Origin of the sequence: Streptomyces zaomyceticus, assembly GCF_014656215.1 — a bacterium.
In the GTDB taxonomy this organism is placed as follows: Bacteria; Actinomycetota; Actinomycetes; order Streptomycetales; family Streptomycetaceae; genus Streptomyces; species Streptomyces zaomyceticus.
On sequence record NZ_BNBZ01000039.1, the window covers coordinates 13,536 to 31,669 of the forward strand.

At 74.6% G+C, this 18,134-nt stretch carries 12 protein-coding genes; 9 read left to right on the forward strand and 3 right to left on the reverse strand.

From position 1 onward, the window contains the following. Window positions 1-13: 13 nt before the first annotated feature. The 3 genes from IE311_RS32320 to IE311_RS32330 form a co-directional block, all read right to left on the reverse strand. Entirely contained in the window at window positions 14-1,609 is a 1,596-nt protein-coding gene (locus tag IE311_RS32320) for a class I adenylate-forming enzyme family protein (RefSeq protein ID WP_229902300.1), read from the reverse strand. Then, the gene (locus tag IE311_RS32325) at window positions 1,606-3,327 is read right to left on the reverse strand and encodes a thiamine pyrophosphate-binding protein (protein WP_189835429.1); all 1,722 of its coding nucleotides are present in this window, start codon (window positions 3,325-3,327) and stop codon (window positions 1,606-1,608) included. The genes IE311_RS32320 and IE311_RS32325 overlap by 4 nt, the downstream gene beginning before the upstream one ends. 119 nt (window positions 3,328-3,446) lie before the next feature. Then, the gene (locus IE311_RS32330) at window positions 3,447-4,754 is read right to left on the reverse strand and encodes an aldehyde dehydrogenase family protein (RefSeq protein ID WP_189835430.1); all 1,308 of its coding nucleotides are present in this window, start codon (window positions 4,752-4,754) and stop codon (window positions 3,447-3,449) included. 399 nt (window positions 4,755-5,153) lie between these two features. Here IE311_RS32330 and IE311_RS32335 point away from each other — a divergent pair, with 399 nt between their 5' ends. The 9 genes from IE311_RS32335 (at window position 5,154) to IE311_RS32375 (ending at window position 18,005) form a co-directional block, all read left to right on the forward strand. Beyond that, a complete protein-coding gene (locus IE311_RS32335; RefSeq protein ID WP_189835431.1) occupies window positions 5,154-6,080 on the forward strand; it encodes a GNAT family N-acetyltransferase in 927 nt (308 codons plus the stop codon). 221 nt (window positions 6,081-6,301) lie between these two features. Then, entirely contained in the window at window positions 6,302-7,552 is a 1,251-nt protein-coding gene (locus IE311_RS32340; protein WP_189835432.1) for an ATP-grasp domain-containing protein, read from the forward strand. Next, window positions 7,549-8,874, forward strand: coding sequence for an ATP-grasp domain-containing protein (locus tag IE311_RS32345; protein WP_189835433.1), 1,326 nt, complete (start codon window positions 7,549-7,551; stop codon window positions 8,872-8,874). Before IE311_RS32340 ends, IE311_RS32345 begins: the two co-directional genes overlap by 4 nt. Window positions 8,875-8,904: 30 nt before the next feature. Beyond that, entirely contained in the window at window positions 8,905-9,639 is a 735-nt protein-coding gene (epsC, locus tag IE311_RS32350) for a serine O-acetyltransferase EpsC (RefSeq protein ID WP_189835434.1), read from the forward strand. A 58-nt stretch (window positions 9,640-9,697) separates the two neighbouring features. After that, complete coding sequence (locus IE311_RS32355) at window positions 9,698-10,660, forward strand: PLP-dependent cysteine synthase family protein (RefSeq protein WP_189835435.1); 963 nt, start codon at window positions 9,698-9,700, stop codon at window positions 10,658-10,660. Beyond that, on the forward strand, window positions 10,657-11,907 hold the full coding sequence (locus tag IE311_RS32360) for an ATP-grasp domain-containing protein (RefSeq protein ID WP_189835436.1): 1,251 nt from the start codon (window positions 10,657-10,659) through the stop codon (window positions 11,905-11,907). Before IE311_RS32355 ends, IE311_RS32360 begins: the two co-directional genes overlap by 4 nt. Window positions 11,908-12,120: 213 nt before the next feature. Continuing rightward, window positions 12,121-14,697 carry an AMP-binding protein gene (locus IE311_RS32365; protein ID WP_229902301.1) on the forward strand — a complete coding sequence of 859 codons (2,577 nt, stop codon included), beginning with the start codon at window positions 12,121-12,123 and terminating at the stop codon, window positions 14,695-14,697. Between the two features lie 45 nt (window positions 14,698-14,742). Then, window positions 14,743-16,359, forward strand: a complete 1,617-nt coding sequence (gene cmdF / locus IE311_RS32370; protein ID WP_189835438.1) for a tyrosine 2,3-aminomutase — start codon at window positions 14,743-14,745, stop codon at window positions 16,357-16,359. A gap of 116 nt (window positions 16,360-16,475) precedes the next feature. Beyond that, complete coding sequence (locus tag IE311_RS32375) at window positions 16,476-18,005, forward strand: class I SAM-dependent methyltransferase (protein WP_189835439.1); 1,530 nt, start codon at window positions 16,476-16,478, stop codon at window positions 18,003-18,005. Window positions 18,006-18,134: the final 129 nt, after the last annotated feature.

The following is an 18,134-nucleotide window of genomic DNA, read 5'->3' on the forward strand; positions in this document are numbered from 1 at the left end:
TCGGGCCCTACGGCTACGCGGCGACAGTCGCCGCCGTGCCGGAGGCCCAGCCGCGCAGCCGAACCCGGTCGAACTTTCCGCTTCCGGTCCGCGGCAGTCGCGGCATCACGCGGACCGCACGCGGGCGGGCGTGAGGGGGGAGCCTGCGGCGGCACGCCTCGGCGACCCGGGCGGCCACCGCCCGGTGGTCGGGATCCGCGCTCTCCACGAACGCCCAGACGGTGTCGCCCCGGTCGCCGCGGTCACCGCCGCCCCGGATGCCCACGACCGCCGCGTCCAGGACTCCGGCCGCGGCCCGTACCGCATCCTCGACGACGGTGGGGGCCACGGTCTCGCCGTGCACCACGAGCACTTCCTTGATCCGGCCGCGGACGGTGAGCCAGCCGTCGGCCGTGACCGCGCCGGTGTCGCCGGTGCGCAGCCAGCCGTCGTCGGTGAACGGGGTGCGGTCGAGGCCGCCGGTGGCCGGGTCGAGGTAACCGAGCATCAGGCTCGGGCTCGCCACCTGGATCTCCCGGTCGGGGCCGCCGAGCCGGGCCTCGACGCCGTCGAGGAGCCGCCCGACGGTGCCGGGGCGCAGGTCGCCCGGGGCGTTGAGGGCAACGTTCGGGCCCGCCTCGCTGAGGCCGTACCCGTCGTGCAGGGACGCCCCGGTGACGGCGAGGAAATCGTCGTACAGGGCGGGTGTCAGCACGTCGCCGCCGCAGCCGCGGATCCGCAGGCCCGCGAGCAGCAGGGCCGCCTCCGGGTCACGGGCGGCCTCGGCGGCCAGCATCCGGTACATGGTGGGCACCCCGTCGAGCGAGGTGATGCGCTCGGTCGCGATCCGGGTCAGGGTGGTGCGCAGGTGGAAACCCGACTCCGCGTGCAGGTGGGCGCCGGTGGCCCGCCACACCCGCAGCACGCTGTAGCCGTAGGCGTGCCGCAGGGGCAGCGGGAGCAGCAGCCGGTCGGCGTCGGTGACCCGCATCCGGGCGGCGGTGGCCCGCCCCTGGTGGTCGAGGGCGGCGGCCGGGACGGCGACCGCCTTGGGGTCGCCCGAGCTGCCCGAGGTCCAGAACACGGCGGCGACCCGGTCCGGGACGTCGAACGGCCGGGCGGCACCGGCGACGACGACGGGCACCCCCGAGCCGGTGGCGCGGATCTGGGCCGCCGGGGCGATGTGCCGGGCGGGGGCCGCGCCGTCGAGCAGCAGCGGGGCACCGACCGCCTCGGCCGCGAGCGCGGCGACGACCGCGGCGAGCGGATGGTCACAGGCGAGTGCGACCGCCCGCCCGGGCCCCGCCCCGGCGGCGGCCAGTCCCCGGGAGGTCCCGTCGACCAGCCGGGCGAGCCGGCCGGCGGGGACGGCTTCGCCGTCGACGGTCAGGCGGGGGGCGGGTCGGGACGTCGGGCGCGGGGCGGGTCGGGCGGAGTGGTCGGCCGCTGGGCCGGGAGCCGGGGCGGTGGCCGGGCCGCAGGCCGAAGCGGCGGGTCGTCCGGCGGCCGGGGCGGGGACCTGGGCGACGGACCGGCCGGTGGTCGCGGCGGCGGAGCCACCGGGGACCGGAGCGGGAGTTCCGGTGGTGGCCGGGCCGGGGAGTGGGTGGGTCCCGGGGCGGGGGGTCATGCTGCCGCTCCGGACGACGAGGGCTCGGGGGTCGCGGGATCGGCGAAGACCCGGCGTACGCCCACCGGGACGTCGGCGTCGTGGACGGGGACCGTGATGACGGTGAGCCGGCCCTCGGTGTGCGCCTCGGCCGCGGCCGCGAGCGCGGTGGCGAGTTCCGCCGGCGTGGTGCAGCGCACCGCGTCGCCGCCGAGGGCGCGGACGGCGGCGTCGGTGTGGGAGGGGGCGGTGAAGCGGGTGAGGGTGTCGGGGGCCCGCTCCTCGACGCGGACGAACCGGGGCCAGCCGTAGCCGCGGTTGTCCAGGACGAGGACGGTGAGGCCGAGCTTCAGTTCGGTCGCGGTGGGCAGCGCGGCGAACCCCATCTCGAACGCGCCGTCGCCGCAGACCAGGACGGTCCTGCGGGCCGGGTCGGCGGCGGCCGCGCCGACGGCCGCCGGGAGCCCGAACCCGACCATGGTCTGCTCGCCGGGCGTGACGACCCGGGCCCCGTCGCCGACGGAGACCACCGGCCAGTGGTAGCCCCACATGTCGTGCAGTCCGTTCTCCTGGACGAGGGTGGCGTCGCGGCCCACCGACTCCTGGAGCAGCCGCAGCGCCTCGGACACGGTCAGACCGGATCCGTCCGGGTCGCCGGGCGTGTGGCGGGCGCGCATCTCCTCCCGTACGGCGGCGATCGAGGCTCTGCGGGCAGCCAGGGCCGGTGCGTCCGGGGGCTGTGTCGTCAGGGCGTCGGCAAGCTGGCCCGCGACCACGGCGGCGTCGCCGAGCAGGGCGGCCTCGGGTTCCAGGGCGGCCAGGAACACGGCCGGGTCCACGTCGACATGGACGAGCGTCTTGTCGTCGAGCCCGTCCCAGCCCATCCGGGCGGTCTCCTCCAGGCGGGAGCCCATCGCGAGGACGACGTCCGCCTCGGCGAGCAGCCGGTCCGCCGGTGGCGTGGTGTAGAGGCCCACCAGGCCGCAGGCGAGCGGGTGTTCCTCGTCGAGGACGCCCCGCCCGGCGGCGGTGGTGAAGACCGGTGCGCCGAGCAGTTCGGCGAGCCGTCGCACGGCGGCTCCCGCTCCCGCGGGCTTGCAGCCGCCGCCCACGACGACGACGGGGAGACGTGCGCCGGCGAGCAGCGCGGCGGCGCGGCGGACCTCTTCCGCGTCGGCGGCGAAGCGCAGGCGGCGCACCGGTGGGGCGGGGCGGGGCTCGGGCGCCGGGGCACGCAGCACCTCGTCGGCGATCTCGACCAGGACCACGCCGGGGGCGCCGTTGACGGCGAGGTGGACGGCGCGGCGCAACGCCCAGGTCAGCTGACGCGGGTCCTCCACCAGGAAGGTCCACTTGGTCAGCGGTGCGGCCATGGCGGCCTGGTCGGTGTGCTGGAAGGCGCCGCGGCCGATGCCGAGCGCGGGTACGCGGGTGGTGACGACGACGACCGGGGCGCCCAGCGAGTCCGCTTCGAGCAGGCCGGTGAGGGCGTTGGCGAAGCTCGGGCCGGAGTTGACGGCGAGGACGGCGGGCCGTCCGGAGACGGCGGCGTGGCCGATCGCGGCGCAGGCGCCCGCCCGCTGGTCGCGAACCCCGACGACGCGCAGCCCGGGCACGGTCCTGGCGGCGTCCATCAGGCCGGGCTCGTCGGACGGCAGGCCGACGACGAGGTCGCATCCGGCGTCGGCGAGGGTCCCCGCGACGACGTGCCAGGCATGGTTCTCGATGGTCACGCTCACGGGGCAGCTCCTCATCGGTTCGGTGATACGGGGCGCACGTACGGGTACGCGGGTACGCGGGCACAGCTGCGGGGCCGTCGCGGCGACCGGCGCACGGGGGTGGCCGGAAAGGCGGGCGATCAGGAACCGGTGCGGCCGCGGGAGCGGGGGCCGACGCCGGGGCCGGCGGTGGACGGGCCCGCCTCGGCGGACAGCAGCAGGGGGCGGCCGGTCACGATGCCGTGGCGGCGGACGTTCCCCGCCAGCGGGCCGTAGCCGCCGAAGGGACGGTTGCCGTCCTCGACGTCGAAGGTGACGCGCTCCTCGCAGACCACACTGGTCGCGATGCGGGACCTTCCGGCGAGGGCCGGTTCCCCGAACACCGAGACGTACATGCCGCGGGCGGTCTCCTCGGCGGAGCGCAGCCAGCGGTCGACCTGGCCGGGCGCGTCGTACGCCATGGTGAGGACGACGGGGGAGAAGAACTCCGGCGGGTGGAAGTCCTCCTGCCACGGCAGGTGCAGCAGCGTCGGCTCGACGGTGTGCCGGGCGAGGTCGGTCCGGCCGCCGCGGACGGTGAACTCGCGGTGCGTGGCGAGGAAGGCGGCGGCGTCCTCGACGGCGTCCGGATAGACCAGCGGGGCGACCCGGGTGGCGGGGTCGCGCCGGTCGCCGACCCGGATCCCGGCCAGCGCGTCGGCGAGCCGCGGCACCAGCGCGCGGACCTGTGAGCGGTGGACGAGGACGAGGTCGGTGCACAGACAGTCCTGGCCCGAGTTGTGGAGCCGGGCGTCGAGCACAGCGCGGCACACGGTGTCGGGATCGGCGTCGGGTCCGACGACCACCGGGTTGGGCCCGGAGCCGAAGGAGAGCAGCAGGGTCCCGGCCGGCAGCCGGGCGGCGACGGCCGCCCCGTTCTCCGGGCGGCCGGTGAAGACGACGGCGTCGGAGCGGGCGCAGTCGGCGAGGAACTCCCGCTGGGTGCACGGGGTCATGACGATCCGTCCGGCACCGAGCCGGCGCAGCGGCGGGCCGAGGATCTCGTGGACGGCGAGCGCGGCGCGGGCGACCCGGGCCGATGGGCGCAGCCGGATCTCGTCGGTGTAGAGCGAGGGGACGACGCCGAACAGCACGTAGGAGTAGAGCAGGTTGTTCGACGGGAGGAACGTGGCGAGGCGGGCGAGCCGCCGGGGGGAATTGCGGAGCAGTTCCCAGGGAGCACCTGCCAGCGCCTTCACGGAGCGCATGAGTTCGTCACCCGCCGCCTGAGCGGTGGAGATTTCGGTGAGCGCCGTGAGCAATTCGTCGCGGTTCTGCACAAGTACGTCGACGAGTTTCGGAACGATGTCCTCCGAACCGGTGCGAACCGGATGCGGGAAAGCGGCTGTTCGACCGTGGTGCTGCGGCGTGAGTGGGTCCACGCTCGCCTCGATGACGCCGCCGTGCATGCGACCACCCCTTCGCACCCGTCCCTGACCTTCGGGTTTGCTCGCCGAAGCGTCTCGTGGGCGGCCGCGTGGACGCATCTTGGTTCGTGCTGCGTTCGGCCGTGTTCAATCGCGGAGAGGGTCACCGAGCATTCTCAGAGAAGGACTGCACAGCTTGGGCACGTAGCATCTCGCACTACGCCGGACCCCCCCCGTGCCGGCGCCGGAATCCGGTCGGTCAGAGATAAGGAGGAGCGCTGTGAATACCGGTGAATTCCGTTTCACGGCGTCCCTTTCCCTGCCTGTACCGGGTTCCGGGCCCCGCCCGGTGGGGGGCCGCCGCCGACAGCGGCCCGCCACGGGCTCCCGGACGCTCCGGCCCGACCGCCGGACCCGACTCCCCAAGGACGGGAGGCACCGATGACCCCGCACGGGCAACTCACCGTCAGACGCCCGACCGACATCCCGCCGGACAGCCTGGTCCGCCTGATGCGCACGCACGAGAAGAACCTCACCGGAGTGGCCACGTACACCCGAGAGGACGTCCTCCGGGCGGCCGGGCACCCCGGCTACGAGGAGAACAGCTGGTGTCTGACCGGCCCCGGCGACGAAGTGCTCGCCTGGGCGGCGCTGACCCCGCGCGGCGACGAGCTCGACGCCGTGCTGACCGCGCTGCCCGGCCGGCACGGAGTGAGCGCGGCCCGCACCTTGCTGTGCCTGCTGCTGGACCGGGCCGACGAGCTCACGGCGGAGGACGGCAGACCGTACTCGGTGACCGTCGGCGGCGTGTTGCGCGGCGACGAGGTGGTCCCGGTGGTGCTGAAGGAGGCGGGTTTCGTCCGCGGCGCCACGACCGGCCAGTACGACATCGACCTGACGACGGACCCGCTGCCGATGGTGCTGCCCGACGGCGGTTCGGTGCGCGCGGCCGACCTCGACGACCCCGGCGACCTCGCGGCCCTGCACGCGCTGCATCTGCGGTGCGCGGTCCGGGGCCCCAGGACCGAGGACGCGGCTGTCTTCGCCGCGACGCTGCGCCGGTCGCGGGAGAACGGTGGAGCGGCGCTGCTCCTCGAGGTGTCCGGGCGTCCGGCCGGACATGTCCTGACGCAGGGATCCGGCAACGAGGGCAGGCTCCTGGAGGCCGCGGTCGCCCCGGCCTTCCGCGGGCTCGGCATCGGCCTCGCCCTGCTGACCGCCGGGCTCGCCGAACTGCGCGCCCGTGGCGCCGTACGCGCCCTGGCCACGCTGGAGACGGGCGACGTGCACGGCGCCGGGGCGCTCTTGCCCGTCTTCACGGTGACGGATGCACGCTCCCTCATCCGTTTCCGGCTGAGCGGCACCTGACCTCCTCCGGCGGACGCCCCCCGCGGCCGTCGGATGCCTGACCACTGCTGGGACGCGCTCCCGACCGAGCCGTCCCGATGTCTGACACGACGATACCGACCCGCCCCCGTGCCGGAAGACGTCCGCCGGGACTCGGCGCTTCTTCGTGAAGTCGCCGTCCCCGTCGGACGGCGACGGCCCCGTGCCGAGTCACCGACCAGGCCCAGAACGGAGTCCCCGACATGACCCCCACCGGCGCATCCAAGCGGCTGCTGATGGTGATGCCCTACAGCCAGTTCGTCCGCAAGGCCGCCGAGGCGGGCTTCGAGGTCTGGGCGATCTGGGACCCCTCGCTGCGCGAGCGGAAGTACCTCGACGAGGTCGCCGAGCACGCCCAGGAGCTGCTGCTCACCGACTTCTCCGACGAGAAGGGGCTGCGCGCCCTGATCGCCGCGACGGTCCGCGCGCACGGCATCGGCCATGTGCTGCACCTCGGCGCGGAGGAGTCGATGCCCCCGGCCTACGCCGAGGCCGAGGCGCTCGGTGTCTCGCCCAACCCGGCGGCCGCGATCGGGGTGCTCAACGACAAGGCCGCCATGCGCGGACTGCTCGCCGCGCACGGTCTCTCGGCGGTGCGCTCCGCCTCCGTCGCGACCGCCGGCGAGGTGTCCGGCGCACTGGCCGGCCTGCCGCTGCCCGTGGTGGTCAAGCCCGCCCGCGCCTCCGGCAGCCGGGGCGTCGCGCTGATCCGCGACGCGGCCGACCTCGACGAGTGGACGGAGCGGGTCACCGCGGCCGGGCTGCCCGGCCCGTACCTGATCGAGGAGTACCTGCAGGGACCCGAGTTCAGCGTGGAGACCCTCTCGGCCGACGGGGTGCACCACGTCATCGGCATCACCGCCAAGCACACCACGGGCGCGCCGTACTTCGTGGAGACCTCGCACGTCCACCCGGCGCCGCTGGCCGACGCCGAGCGGGCCGCGATCCACGCGGTCGTCATCGGCCTGCTCGACCTGGCCGGCTACCGCTTCGGCCCGGCGCACACCGAGGTCATCCTCACCGACCGGGGTCCGCGCGTCGTCGAGTCGCAGACCCGGCTGGGCGGCGACCGCATCCCGCTGCTCGTCGAGACCGCCTCCGACTACGACATCGAGGCCGCGATCTTCCGGACGCTGGCCGGTCAGCCGGTCGAACCGCCGCGGCCGAAGCACACCGCGTCCGTCGGCTTCTTCCTGCTGCCCGCCGGGGAGCTGCGGTCGGTCACCGGACTCGACGCGATCCGTGCCCTGCCCTACGTCCAGACGCTGCACTTCCCCCACTCCCCCGGGGATGAGCTGCCGCCCACCACCAATTCGTTCACGCGCCACGGCTATGTCGTCGTCGACGCCGAGTCGCCCGCCGAGGCCGCCGACCGGATCGCCCGCGTCCGCGGGCTGCTGCGCGTCGACGTCCGCGAGACCGCCCTGGCCGCCCCGAAGGGAACCCACCGATGACCACCACCGAGCACACCGGCCCCGTCCCCTCCCCCGCCCCGGTCCCGGTCGCGCCGACCGGCCGGAAGACCGTGCTGCTGATCGGCGGCGTCGACGCCCATGTGGAGCGTTATGCGGCGCTCGGCGTCACGACCGTGCTGATCCAGCACCCGGACAAGGTCACCGAGTACCAGACCCGCGCCGCCGACGTGCTGCTCGTCGTCGACTACACCGACTGGGACACCGTCCGGCCGTTCGCCGAGGCCGCCCGCGCCGTGTACGGCGTGGACGCCGTCGTGTCGCTGACCGAGCCCGGGGTGACCCCGGCGGGCCGCCTCGGCGACCTGTTCGGGCTGACGGACGGACGGCGCCACGAGGTGAGCCGTCGGATGCGCGACAAGTCGCTGATGCGCCGGCACCTCGCCGAGAACGGGCTTCCGGTGCCGCACGCCGCGCTCGTGGAGGGCCGGAAGTCGCTGGACGCGTTCGGCGAGCGGGCGGGCTACCCCTTCATCGTCAAGCCGGTGTCCACCACCGCGGGCTTCGGCCTGCTGCGCGCGGAGAACCGCGCGGACCTGGACCGGGTGTGGGCGCGGATCCGGGAGATGGACGGCGGCCGCACCGACCGCGGCTCCACCATGTTCACCGTCGACGGCTTCCTGATGGAGTCGTACATCGACGGACCGGAGTTCAGCGTCGAGGCGCTGAGCTTCGCGGGCCGCCACGTCGTCGTCGCCGTCACCGAGAAGCTGACCAGCGAGGAGCACTTCGCCGAGCTCGGGCACGCGGTACCCGCACGGCTCGACGCGGACGACCGGGCGGCGCTGACCGGCGCGGTCGAGGAGTTCCTGACCGGGATGGGCGTCACCGACGGCCCCAGCCACACCGAGATCCGGCTCTCCTCGCGCGGGCCCCTCGTCATCGAGTCGCACAACCGGCTGGGCGGCGACAACATCGTGGAGCTGGTCGAGGCCGCGTACGGCATCGACATGATCGCGTACGGCACGGCCTGGCCGCTGGGCCTGGTCGAGCCGCTCGCCGCCTCCCCCGAGCCGAAGGGCGCCGCGGTGATGCGCGTGGTGCTGCGCGAGCCCGGCACCGTGACGGCCGTCGCGGGCGTCGACGAGGTCAGGGCCCGGCCCGACGTGCTCGCCGCGCAGGTCAACGTGGGCCCGGGTGACACCGTCCGGCCGCTGCGCGACAACTGGGACCGGCTCGGCAGTGTCGTGGTCACGGCCGCCGACACCGACGGCGCGGTCGCGCTGTGCGAGCGGCTGGTCCGCGAGTCCATCCGGATCGACGTCGAACCGGCCGCCGCGGCGGCCTCGACCCTGGCCGCCTGAGCGACGGCCGTGGCGAAAGGAGCCGACCCCATGACCGAGGAGACCGGACTGCTGCGGACCCTGGCCGAGGACCTCTCCGTCGTCGTCGCCCGGGACCCGTCCCTCACCAGCCGCCGCGAGGCGCTCGGCCACACCGGCCTGTCCGCCGTGTGGGCCCACCGTGTGTCACACCGGCTGTACGGCCGTGGGATGCGCACCGCGGCACGGACGATCGCCCGGATCTCCCGGCGACGCACCGGGGTGGAGATTCATCCCGGCGCGGTGCTGGGGCGGCGGGTGTTCATCGACCACGGCGCGTCCGTGGTGATCGGCCAGACCGCCGTCGTGGGTGACGACGTGACGATCTACCAGCAGGTGACGCTGGGCGCGGTGGGCTGGTGGGCCGACAACCACCGCCCGCCGGGCGCCCGCCGCCACCCGGTGGTCGGCGACGGCGTGATCCTCGGCGCGAACGCGACCGTGCTCGGCCCGGTGACCATCGGCGACCACGCCCTGGTCGGGGCGATGGCCACGGTCACCGAGGACCTGCCGCCCGGCGCCCGGGTGTACGCGGCCCGCTCCGTGGTCCGTCCCGCGCCGGGGCCGCGGGCGGTGCCCCCGCTCGTGGCCGGCCCGGTGCCGGTGGCCCGTACGGGCGCCGCCGGTCCCGGGGTCCCGCCCGTCGCCGCCCGGCCCGGCGGGCCCGTGGGCGCTTCCGTGGGCGATCGGCCGCCGCTGTCGGTGTCCGACGCCGTACGGGAGCTCGCCTCGGCGGGCTCCTGGTGACCCCCGCGGCCGCCCCGTCCTCTTCCCCTCCCCCGTCCCCCACTCCTGGAGCCTTCCGGTGACCCCCGATCTCCTCATCGCACCCGCCGGGCGGCGCGTCGCCGCCGGCCTCGAAGAACTCGTCGGCAACACCCCGTTGGTCCGGCTCTCCGTCCCCGACGCCGCGCCCGGCACCGAGGTCCTCGCCAAGATCGAGTCCACCAACCCGTTCGCCAGCATCAAGGACCGGGCCGCGCTCGCGATGCTGCGCGGCGCCGAACAGCGCGGAGACCTCGCCCCGGGCGGCACCGTCGTGGAGGCGACCTCCGGTAACACCGGGATCGCGCTCGCCGCGCTGAGCGCCCTGCGCGGTTACCGCTGCATCGTCGTGCTGCCCGACAGCGCCACCCCCGAGCGGCTCGGGCTGCTGGCCGCGCTCGGCGCGGAGATCGTGCAGACGCCCAGCGCCGAGCGGTTCGCCGGAGCCATCGCCAAGGCGGAGGAGATCGAGGCCGCCACGCCCGGCTCCTGGTACGTGCGCCAGCACGACAACCCCGACAACGTCCGCGCCCACTACGAGTCCACCGGACCCGAGATCTGGGCGGACACCGGCGGTCAGGTCGACGTCCTGGTCGCCGGGGTCGGCACCGGCGGCACCCTGACCGGCGCCGGGCGCTTCCTGCGCGAGCGCAACCCCGCCGTGGAGATCGTCGCGGTGGAGCCGGAGGGCTCGCCGGTGCTCTCCCAGGGATACGCCGGCACGCACCGGATCCCCGGTCTGAACGGCGGCTTCGTCTCCCCCACCACCGACGTCGCACTCATCGACCGGGTGCTGACCTGCTCCGACGACGAGGCGCTCGGCACCGCCCGGGCGCTCACCCGGGAACAGGCGCTGTTCGCCGGGCTCTCCTCGGGCGCCGCCGTGCACGGAGCGCTCCGGCTCGCCCGGGATCCCGCCTACGCGGGCCGGACGATCGTCACGATCCTGCCGGACACCGGCGAACGCTACGTCAGCATCTGGAACGAAGGGACCTCCGCATGACCACGCTCGTCCTGCACCGCGGCTCGCTGCGCGCCAACCCGTACGAGCGGTGGCTCGCCGGCCACGGGGAGAAGATCGTCCTGCTGGGCTCGGCCGAACAGCTCGCCCTGTTCGGCGAGGAACTGCCCACCGAAGCCCCCTATCTGCACGCCGAGGTGCTGACCGACTACGACACCGGCGACCATGTGGAGCGGCGGGCCGCCGAACTCGTCGAGGAGTTCGGGGTCACCGACATCGTGGCCTGCCAGGAGTTCGACATCCTGCGGGCGGCCGCGCTGCGCGAGCGCTTCGGGCTGCCGGGCCAGCGGCCCGGGTCGGCCCTGGTGTACCGCGACAAGTGGGAGATGAAGAAGCTCGCCACGGCCGCCGGGATCCCGGTCGCCGCGCACGTACTGCTGCGCTCGGCCGCGGAGCTCGACGCCTTCGCCGACACCCACGGCCTGCCGGTCGTGGTCAAGCCCCGTCAGGGGCTGCTGTCCGTCGGCGTGTCCGTGCTGCGCACCCGCGAGGAGCTCGCCGGCTGGGCGCGGGACGCCGAGCTGCTGCGCCCCGACGGCGAACCGGAGTGGCTGGCCGAGACATTCGTCGAGGGCTCCATGTGCCACATCGACGGCACCGTCCTGGACGGCCGGATCGCGACGATGTGGCCGTCGCAGTACCAGTACGCGCTGGCCGACTTCCGCGACCGCAAGGGGCGGGTCGACATCGCGCTCGACACCGCCGACCCGCTGGCACGACGGCTCGTCGCGTTCGGCGAGCGGATCCTGGAGGCGTTCGGCGGCCCCGAGCACTTCGCCTTCCACATCGAGGTGTTCCACACCACCGGCGGCGAACTGGTGCTGTGCGAGGCGGCCTCCCGGGCCGGGGGCGCGGGCGTGCGCGACGTGCAGCGTGCGCTGTTCGGCTTCGACCCGATGGAGTACCCGGTCCGCCGCCAGCTCGGCCTGCCCGCCCCGACGGGCGAGCGCGCGGACCCGGCGCAGCTCGCCGGGCAGCTGCTCTTCACCAAGCGGCCCGGGGTGCTGACCGCGCTGCCGGACCCGGCGACGCTGCCGGAGGGCGTCGTGAAGTACACGGCGTACGCGGAGGTCGGCGACACCGTCCAGGACGCCTCGCACTCCGGGGACTTCCTCGCCGCGTTCGTCGTCACCGGCACGGACCGGAGCGAGACGGAGGCCCGGATCCGGGCGGCGGAGGCCTGGTTCAAGGCGGGGCTCTGGTTCAGGGCGGAGCCCGGCGACAACTGACCCGGGGACGGGGACGGGGCCCTCCGGGTCCGCGGGGGCCCGACATGGCGAAGTAACCACGGTGTTCGCGGCCGTACCGCCCGGAGAGCGGGTGCACGGCCACCTCCGCACTCCAGGAGAAGCACGGCCCGGCCGCCCGGTCGAACAATGTCCCCCGTGAACTTCGAAGCGGCAGCAAACCACTCGGGCGACAGACCCCCGGTGCACCCTCCCGTGTCCCCCCGATGTGCGGGATTCCGGCTGGCGGGCGGCCTCGACCTGGCCGCGCTGCGCCGGGCCTGGGACACGACGGTGAGCACCCGGCCCGGCGACGCCGCGACGGCCGAGCGACTGTGCTTCACCGACCTCACCGCCGTGGCGGTGGACGACGTCGACGCGCTGGCCGCCGCACTGTGCGGCCGGTGGGCCACCGAGGCCCAGGGGGCCCGGCCCTCCACGGCGGGTCCGCACGCGCGGCTGCACGCCGCCCGGATCACCCCGGCGGACCTGCTGTTGTTCGTGACGGTGGACGGAGCCGTCGACGAGGCCCATGTCTCCCGGCTGGTCGACACGCTGTCGGCCGCGTACGCGCACGAGCGCCACGGCGCACCGGCCCCGGAAGCGGAAGCGGCGGCGACGGCCCAGGAGACGGCGGCCCGGGAGGCGGTCGTCCGCACCCTCCGGACCAGGATCCACCGGTACGAAGGGGCCTCGCTGCCGTTCGTGTGGAACGGCGAGCTGGCCCGCCGGGTCGCGGAGGTCGCCGCGGAACAGAGTGCGTCCCCGACCGGTGTCGTCCTCGCCGCGCTGCGGGCGCTGCTGCTGCGGCACGGCGGCCACGCGGGCGACGGAACCCTCCGCGCGCTGCTCGGCTTCGAACCGCACCCGCTGCGCGGTGACCGCGACCTTCCGCAGCTCGACGCCGTCTTCGCCGACCGGTCCGCCGCGCCGGTCGTCGACCGGGTCGCGGGCCTGCGCGCCCGGCCCGTCGTCCCCGACCGGGTGGTGGTGCCGACCGGACTCGTTCTCGTCGTCGACGCCATCGACGACAGCGCCGACGAGGGGACTCCGCGGCTCTCGGGCCGTCTGGAGTACCGCACCGCGCTCTACGACCCGGACTCGGCCGCGCACCTGCTCGACGGCCTGCGCACCCTGCTGGCGGCGGCGCTGGACGCACCGGACACGCCGGTCAACACGCTGCCGCCGCTGCTGCCGGCCGCCGCGCTGATCGAACGCTACGCGGCCCTGCCGATGTTCAGGCCGGTCGGTCACACCGAACCCCTGCCCATGCAGGTGGCCGCGCACGCCGTCACCGACGCGCCCGCGGTCGTCTGGGACGGCCGCACCACCGGCTACGCCGCGCTGGACGCGGCGGCCCGCGACGTCACCCGACGGCTCGCCGCCGCGGGCGTGACCGCGGGCGACGCCGTGGTGGTCCGGATGCCGCCGGGGCCGTCGCGGATCGCCGCGCTGCTCGGCGTCCTGGCCCACGGCGCCGAGCTGTGCTGGCTCGCCCCCGGTCCCGCCGGTGAGCGCGGCCGCTCCGTGCTCACGTCGCTGCGGCCGGCCTGCGTGGTCGTCGAGGGCGACGGCGCCGACGAACTGCTCGACTGGTACCGCGCCGAGTTCGGCGGCCGGGTGGTGGACGTGGCCGCCGACGCGGCCGTCCCGCCCGTGACCCCGGAGCCCGTCGTCACCCCCGCCGACACCGCGTACATCGCCTTCACCTCCGGCTCCACCGGCCGCCCCAAGGGCATCCCGCAGACGCACGCCGCGCTCACCCAGTTCAGCAGCTGGTTCGGCACCCGGTTCGCGATGGGCCCCGGAGCCCGGGTGGCCCAGTGGGTCTCCCCCGAGCACGATCCGGCGCTCGCCGAGGTCGGCGCGACGCTCGCCACCGGCGGCACGCTGTACGTCGTGCCGGACCAGGTGCGGGTGAACCCGGACCTGCTGGTGCCGTGGCTGGCCGAGCACCGCATCACGCACCTGCAGACCGTGCCCAGCTTCGCCCGCGACCTCCTCGACGTGATCGCCCGGACCGGCGCGGGGCCGCGGCTCGACGCCTTCGGCCATCTGCTGCTGATGGGCGAGGCGCTGCCGCCGGAGCTGCTCGGCGGCCTGGCCGAGGAGCTGCCGGCGCTGCGCGTCTTCAACCTGTACGGGCCGACCGAGGTCGTCGCCGCCACCTGGCACGAGGTCACCGGCCTGACCGAGGGCCCGGTGCCGATCGGCCGGGCCATCCCGGGCCGCCAGCTCCTCGTCCTCGACGAGAACGACCTGACCTGCCCGGTCGGAGTCACCGGCAGCATCGTGGTGCGCTCTCCCTATGTGACCTCGGGGTACCTGGGCAGTGCCGACCGCACCCCGTTCCGCCCGGTGGAGTGGCTGGACACGCCCGGCGCCGAGGGGGGCTGGTACCGCACCGGCGACCTCGGGCGGCGGCTGCCCGACGGCACCCTGGAGTACCGGGGCCGCGAGGACTTCCAGATCAAGCTGGCCGGCAACCGGGTCGAACTGACCGAGATCGAAGGGTCGCTGGCCTCGCACGCCTCCGTCCTGGAGTGTGCCGTGGTGCCGGTCGCCGAACCGGTGTCGGGCCTGGTGCGCGGGCTCGACGTCCATGTCGTGCCGCGCCGGGACGCCGACGGCCGGCCGCTCGGTGCCCCCGCCGAATGGCGGGCGCACCTGCGCGGCCACTTCGGCCCCCTGAGCCTGCCCGCGACGTTCCACGAGGCGCCGGGCCGCCTGCCGCGCAACGCCGCCGGGAAGGTGGACCGCTCGCATCTGCGGGCGGCGACCGCCGCGGCCTGACCCCGTATCACCTGCCTTCATCCGATTCCACTGGGAGTGAGTACGTTGACGACTGTCGAGATTTCCGCCATTCCGGTCGCGTTCGACGGCGAGAGCCTGACCATCGACTCGGTGCGTCAGGTCGCCGAGGAGGGCGCGCAGGCCGCGGTCCCCGGTGAGGCGATGGCGAAGGCCCGCAGGAGCAGGGAGATCTTCGAGGGCATCGCCGAGCAGAACATCCCGATCTACGGGGTGACCACCGGCTACGGCGAGATGATCTACATGCAGGTGGACAAGTCCAAGGAGACCGAGCTGCAGACCAACCTGGTCCGCAGCCACAGCGCCGGTGTCGGACCGCTGTTCGCCGAGGACGAGGCTCGCGCCATCGTCGCCGCCCGCCTCAACACGCTGGCCAAGGGCTACTCCGCGGTGCGTCCGGAGATCCTGGAGCGCCTCGCCCTCTACCTCAACCTCGGCATCACCCCGGCGATCCCGCAGATCGGCTCCCTGGGCGCCAGTGGCGACCTCGCCCCGCTGTCCCACGTGGCCAGCACCCTGATCGGTGAGGGCTACGTGCTGCGCGACGGCAAGCGGGTGCCCACCCGCAAGGTCCTCGACGAGCTGGGCATCGAGCCGCTCCAGCTGAAGTTCAAGGAGGGCCTGGCCCTCATCAACGGCACCTCGGCGATGACCGGTCTCGGCTCGCTCGTGGTCGGCCGCGCCCTCGCCCAGGCCCGCCAGGCCGAGATCGTCACGGCGCTGCTCATCGAGACGCTGCGCGGCTCCACCAGCCCGTTCCTCGCCGAGGGCCACGACATCGCCCGCCCGCACCAGGGGCAGATCGACACGGCGGCCAACATGCGCGCGCTGATGGACGGCAGCAACCTGACGGTCGAGCACGCCGACCTGCGCCGCGAGCTCGAGGCCGACAAGGACACCGACAAGGACGTCCAGCGCTCCGAGATCTACCTGCAGAAGGCGTACTCGCTGCGGGCCATCCCGCAGATCGTCGGCGCCGTCCGCGACACCCTCTACCACGCGGTGCAGAAGCTGGAGATCGAGCTCAACTCGGCCAACGACAACCCGCTGTTCTTCGAGGGCCAGGACGAGATCTTCCACGGCGCGAACTTCCACGGCCAGCCCATCGCGTTCGCCATGGACTTCGTGACCATCGCGCTGACCCAGCTCGGCGTGCTCGCCGAGCGCCAGGTCAACCGGGTGCTCAACCGTCACCTGAGCTACGGCCTGCCGGAGTTCCTGGTGGCCGGCGACCCCGGTCTGCACAGCGGCTTCGCCGGTGCCCAGTACCCGGCCACCGCGCTCGTCGCCGAGAACCGCACGATCGGCCCCGCCAGCACCCAGAGCGTGCCGTCCAACGGCGACAACCAGGACGTCGTCAGCATGGGTCTGATCGCCGCCCGCAACGCCCGCCGTGTCCTCGAGAACAACAACCGCATCCTCGCCGTCGAGTTCCTCGCCGCCGCGCAGGCCGTCGACATCTCGGGCCGCTTCGAGGGCCTGAGCCCGGCCGCCAAGGCCACGTACGACGCCGTCCGCGCGCTGGTCCCGACGCTGGGCGTGGACCGCTACATGGCCGACGACATCGAGCTGGTCGCCGCCGCCCTGTCGCGCGGAGAGTTCCTGGCTGCCCTGGACCGTCACACCGACGTCGTCCTGCGCTGATCCGGCGCGCCGGACACCCGGCGCCCTTCATCCACGGCACGCGAGGCCGGCCGCAGACCGCGGCCGGCCCGCCCCGCCCTCTGCCCGGCCCGCTGCCCGAAAGGACCCCGCACCCCATGACTGCCGCCCCGGTCGCCCCGCCGACCGACGCCCTTCCGCACGCCCTGCTCACCGCCTCGCCCGAACGGGCCGACGAGGAGTTCCTGCGGCTGACCGACGCGCTGTGGAAGGACGGCGTGGCCACGGACGGGGCGCCGGCCGAGGTGCCCCGGCTGGTGGCCGCCCTGTCCGGCGCCGACGAGCTGCGCCAGGGGTACCTCGCGCTGCTGCTCGGGCTGCTGGCCGAGACGGAGCACACCGCGGGCGGCGGCCCGCTGACCGAAGCCGTACGGGCCGGGCTCGCCGACTACCTGCCGCTGCTCACCGGATCCGAGCCGGGCGGCCCCACCCAGCTCGCCGCCCTGTACCTGCTCTCCCACCTCGGTGGTGACCGCGAGGGGATCCTCGCCGCCGCGGCCGGCACCGAGCTCACTCCGGACGACCGCACCCGGCTGGAGCGCTGCCTGCAGCCGCTCGCCCCCGAGGACGTCGTGCTGGGCCGGGTCTGGCCCTCGCCGTACGAGTGGCAGCTCGGCGCCGAGGAGCTGGCCTTCGACCAGGACTGGATCCGCGCCCTGACGCCGGAGCAGCTCGCGGCGACCTGGTCGAGCGACACCCGGTCGGTGCTCGCGTACACCGGCGCGAAGGCCGTGTGGGCGTTGCGCAACGGCCGCCCGACGGTGGTCCGCGACACCAGCGTCCACGCCGACGCCCGGCCGGCCGAGCCGCCGGCCCCGCGCATCGAGGAGTTCAGCCGCTTCGCGGACGTGCTGCGCTGCCCCGCCTGCCGCGCCACGCTGTCGTTCGCGGCCACCGGTGCGTCCTGCACCGGGTGCGAGCGGAGCTACGCGCTGCCGCACGGTGTGCTCGACCTGACCGCCGGCGCCGGTGAGCACGACGAGGACGACGTGCTGCAGAACGCGGCCGGTCTGCAGGGCATCGGCTTCCACTACGAGAACGTGCTGCGTCCGGCGTTCCTGAGGGTGATGGGCCAGAACTGGGGCGGGGCCGTCAGCCCCGTCGACGAGGACGACTACCTGACCGAGCAGCTGTCCGCCGTCGAGGGTCCCGTCCTGGACGTCGCCGCGGGGGCGGGCCGCTGGACCGCCGTCGTCGCCGAGGCGGCCGCGGACGGCGGGGTGCTGGCCCTGGACCTGATCGCGCCCATGCTGGCCGGTCTGCGGGCCCGGCTGCCCGAGATCGCGACGCTGCGGGCGAGCGCCCTCGCGCTGCCGGTGGCGGACTCCTCGCTGGCGGCGGTCAACTGCTGGAACGCGCTCCAGGCGCTGCCGGACGCGGGCAAGGCGATCTCCGAGATCGGTCGCGCGCTGCGGCCGGGCGGCCGGCTGACGCTGCTGACGTTCCGCTGGGCGTCCGACCCGGTCTACCGCTACTTCCAGGGCTCGCACGCGTTCCCGGGCAGCCCGGACGGCATCAAGCTGTTCGAGACCCGGCAGGTCCATGCCTGGCTGGACGAGGCGGGGCTCTCCCCGGTGGCCGAGACCGGTCCCGGCACCTTCGTCATCATCACCGCCGAAAAGCGCTGACGGCACGTCCGGAGATTCCCGGAAAGCATGGAAAATTCCCGATGATCCGGTGCTCGGCAGGCCCCATGGGCTCGCCGAGCACCGGAATTCGCACTGAGCAACATTGAATATGGAACCGCCCTTTGCTCG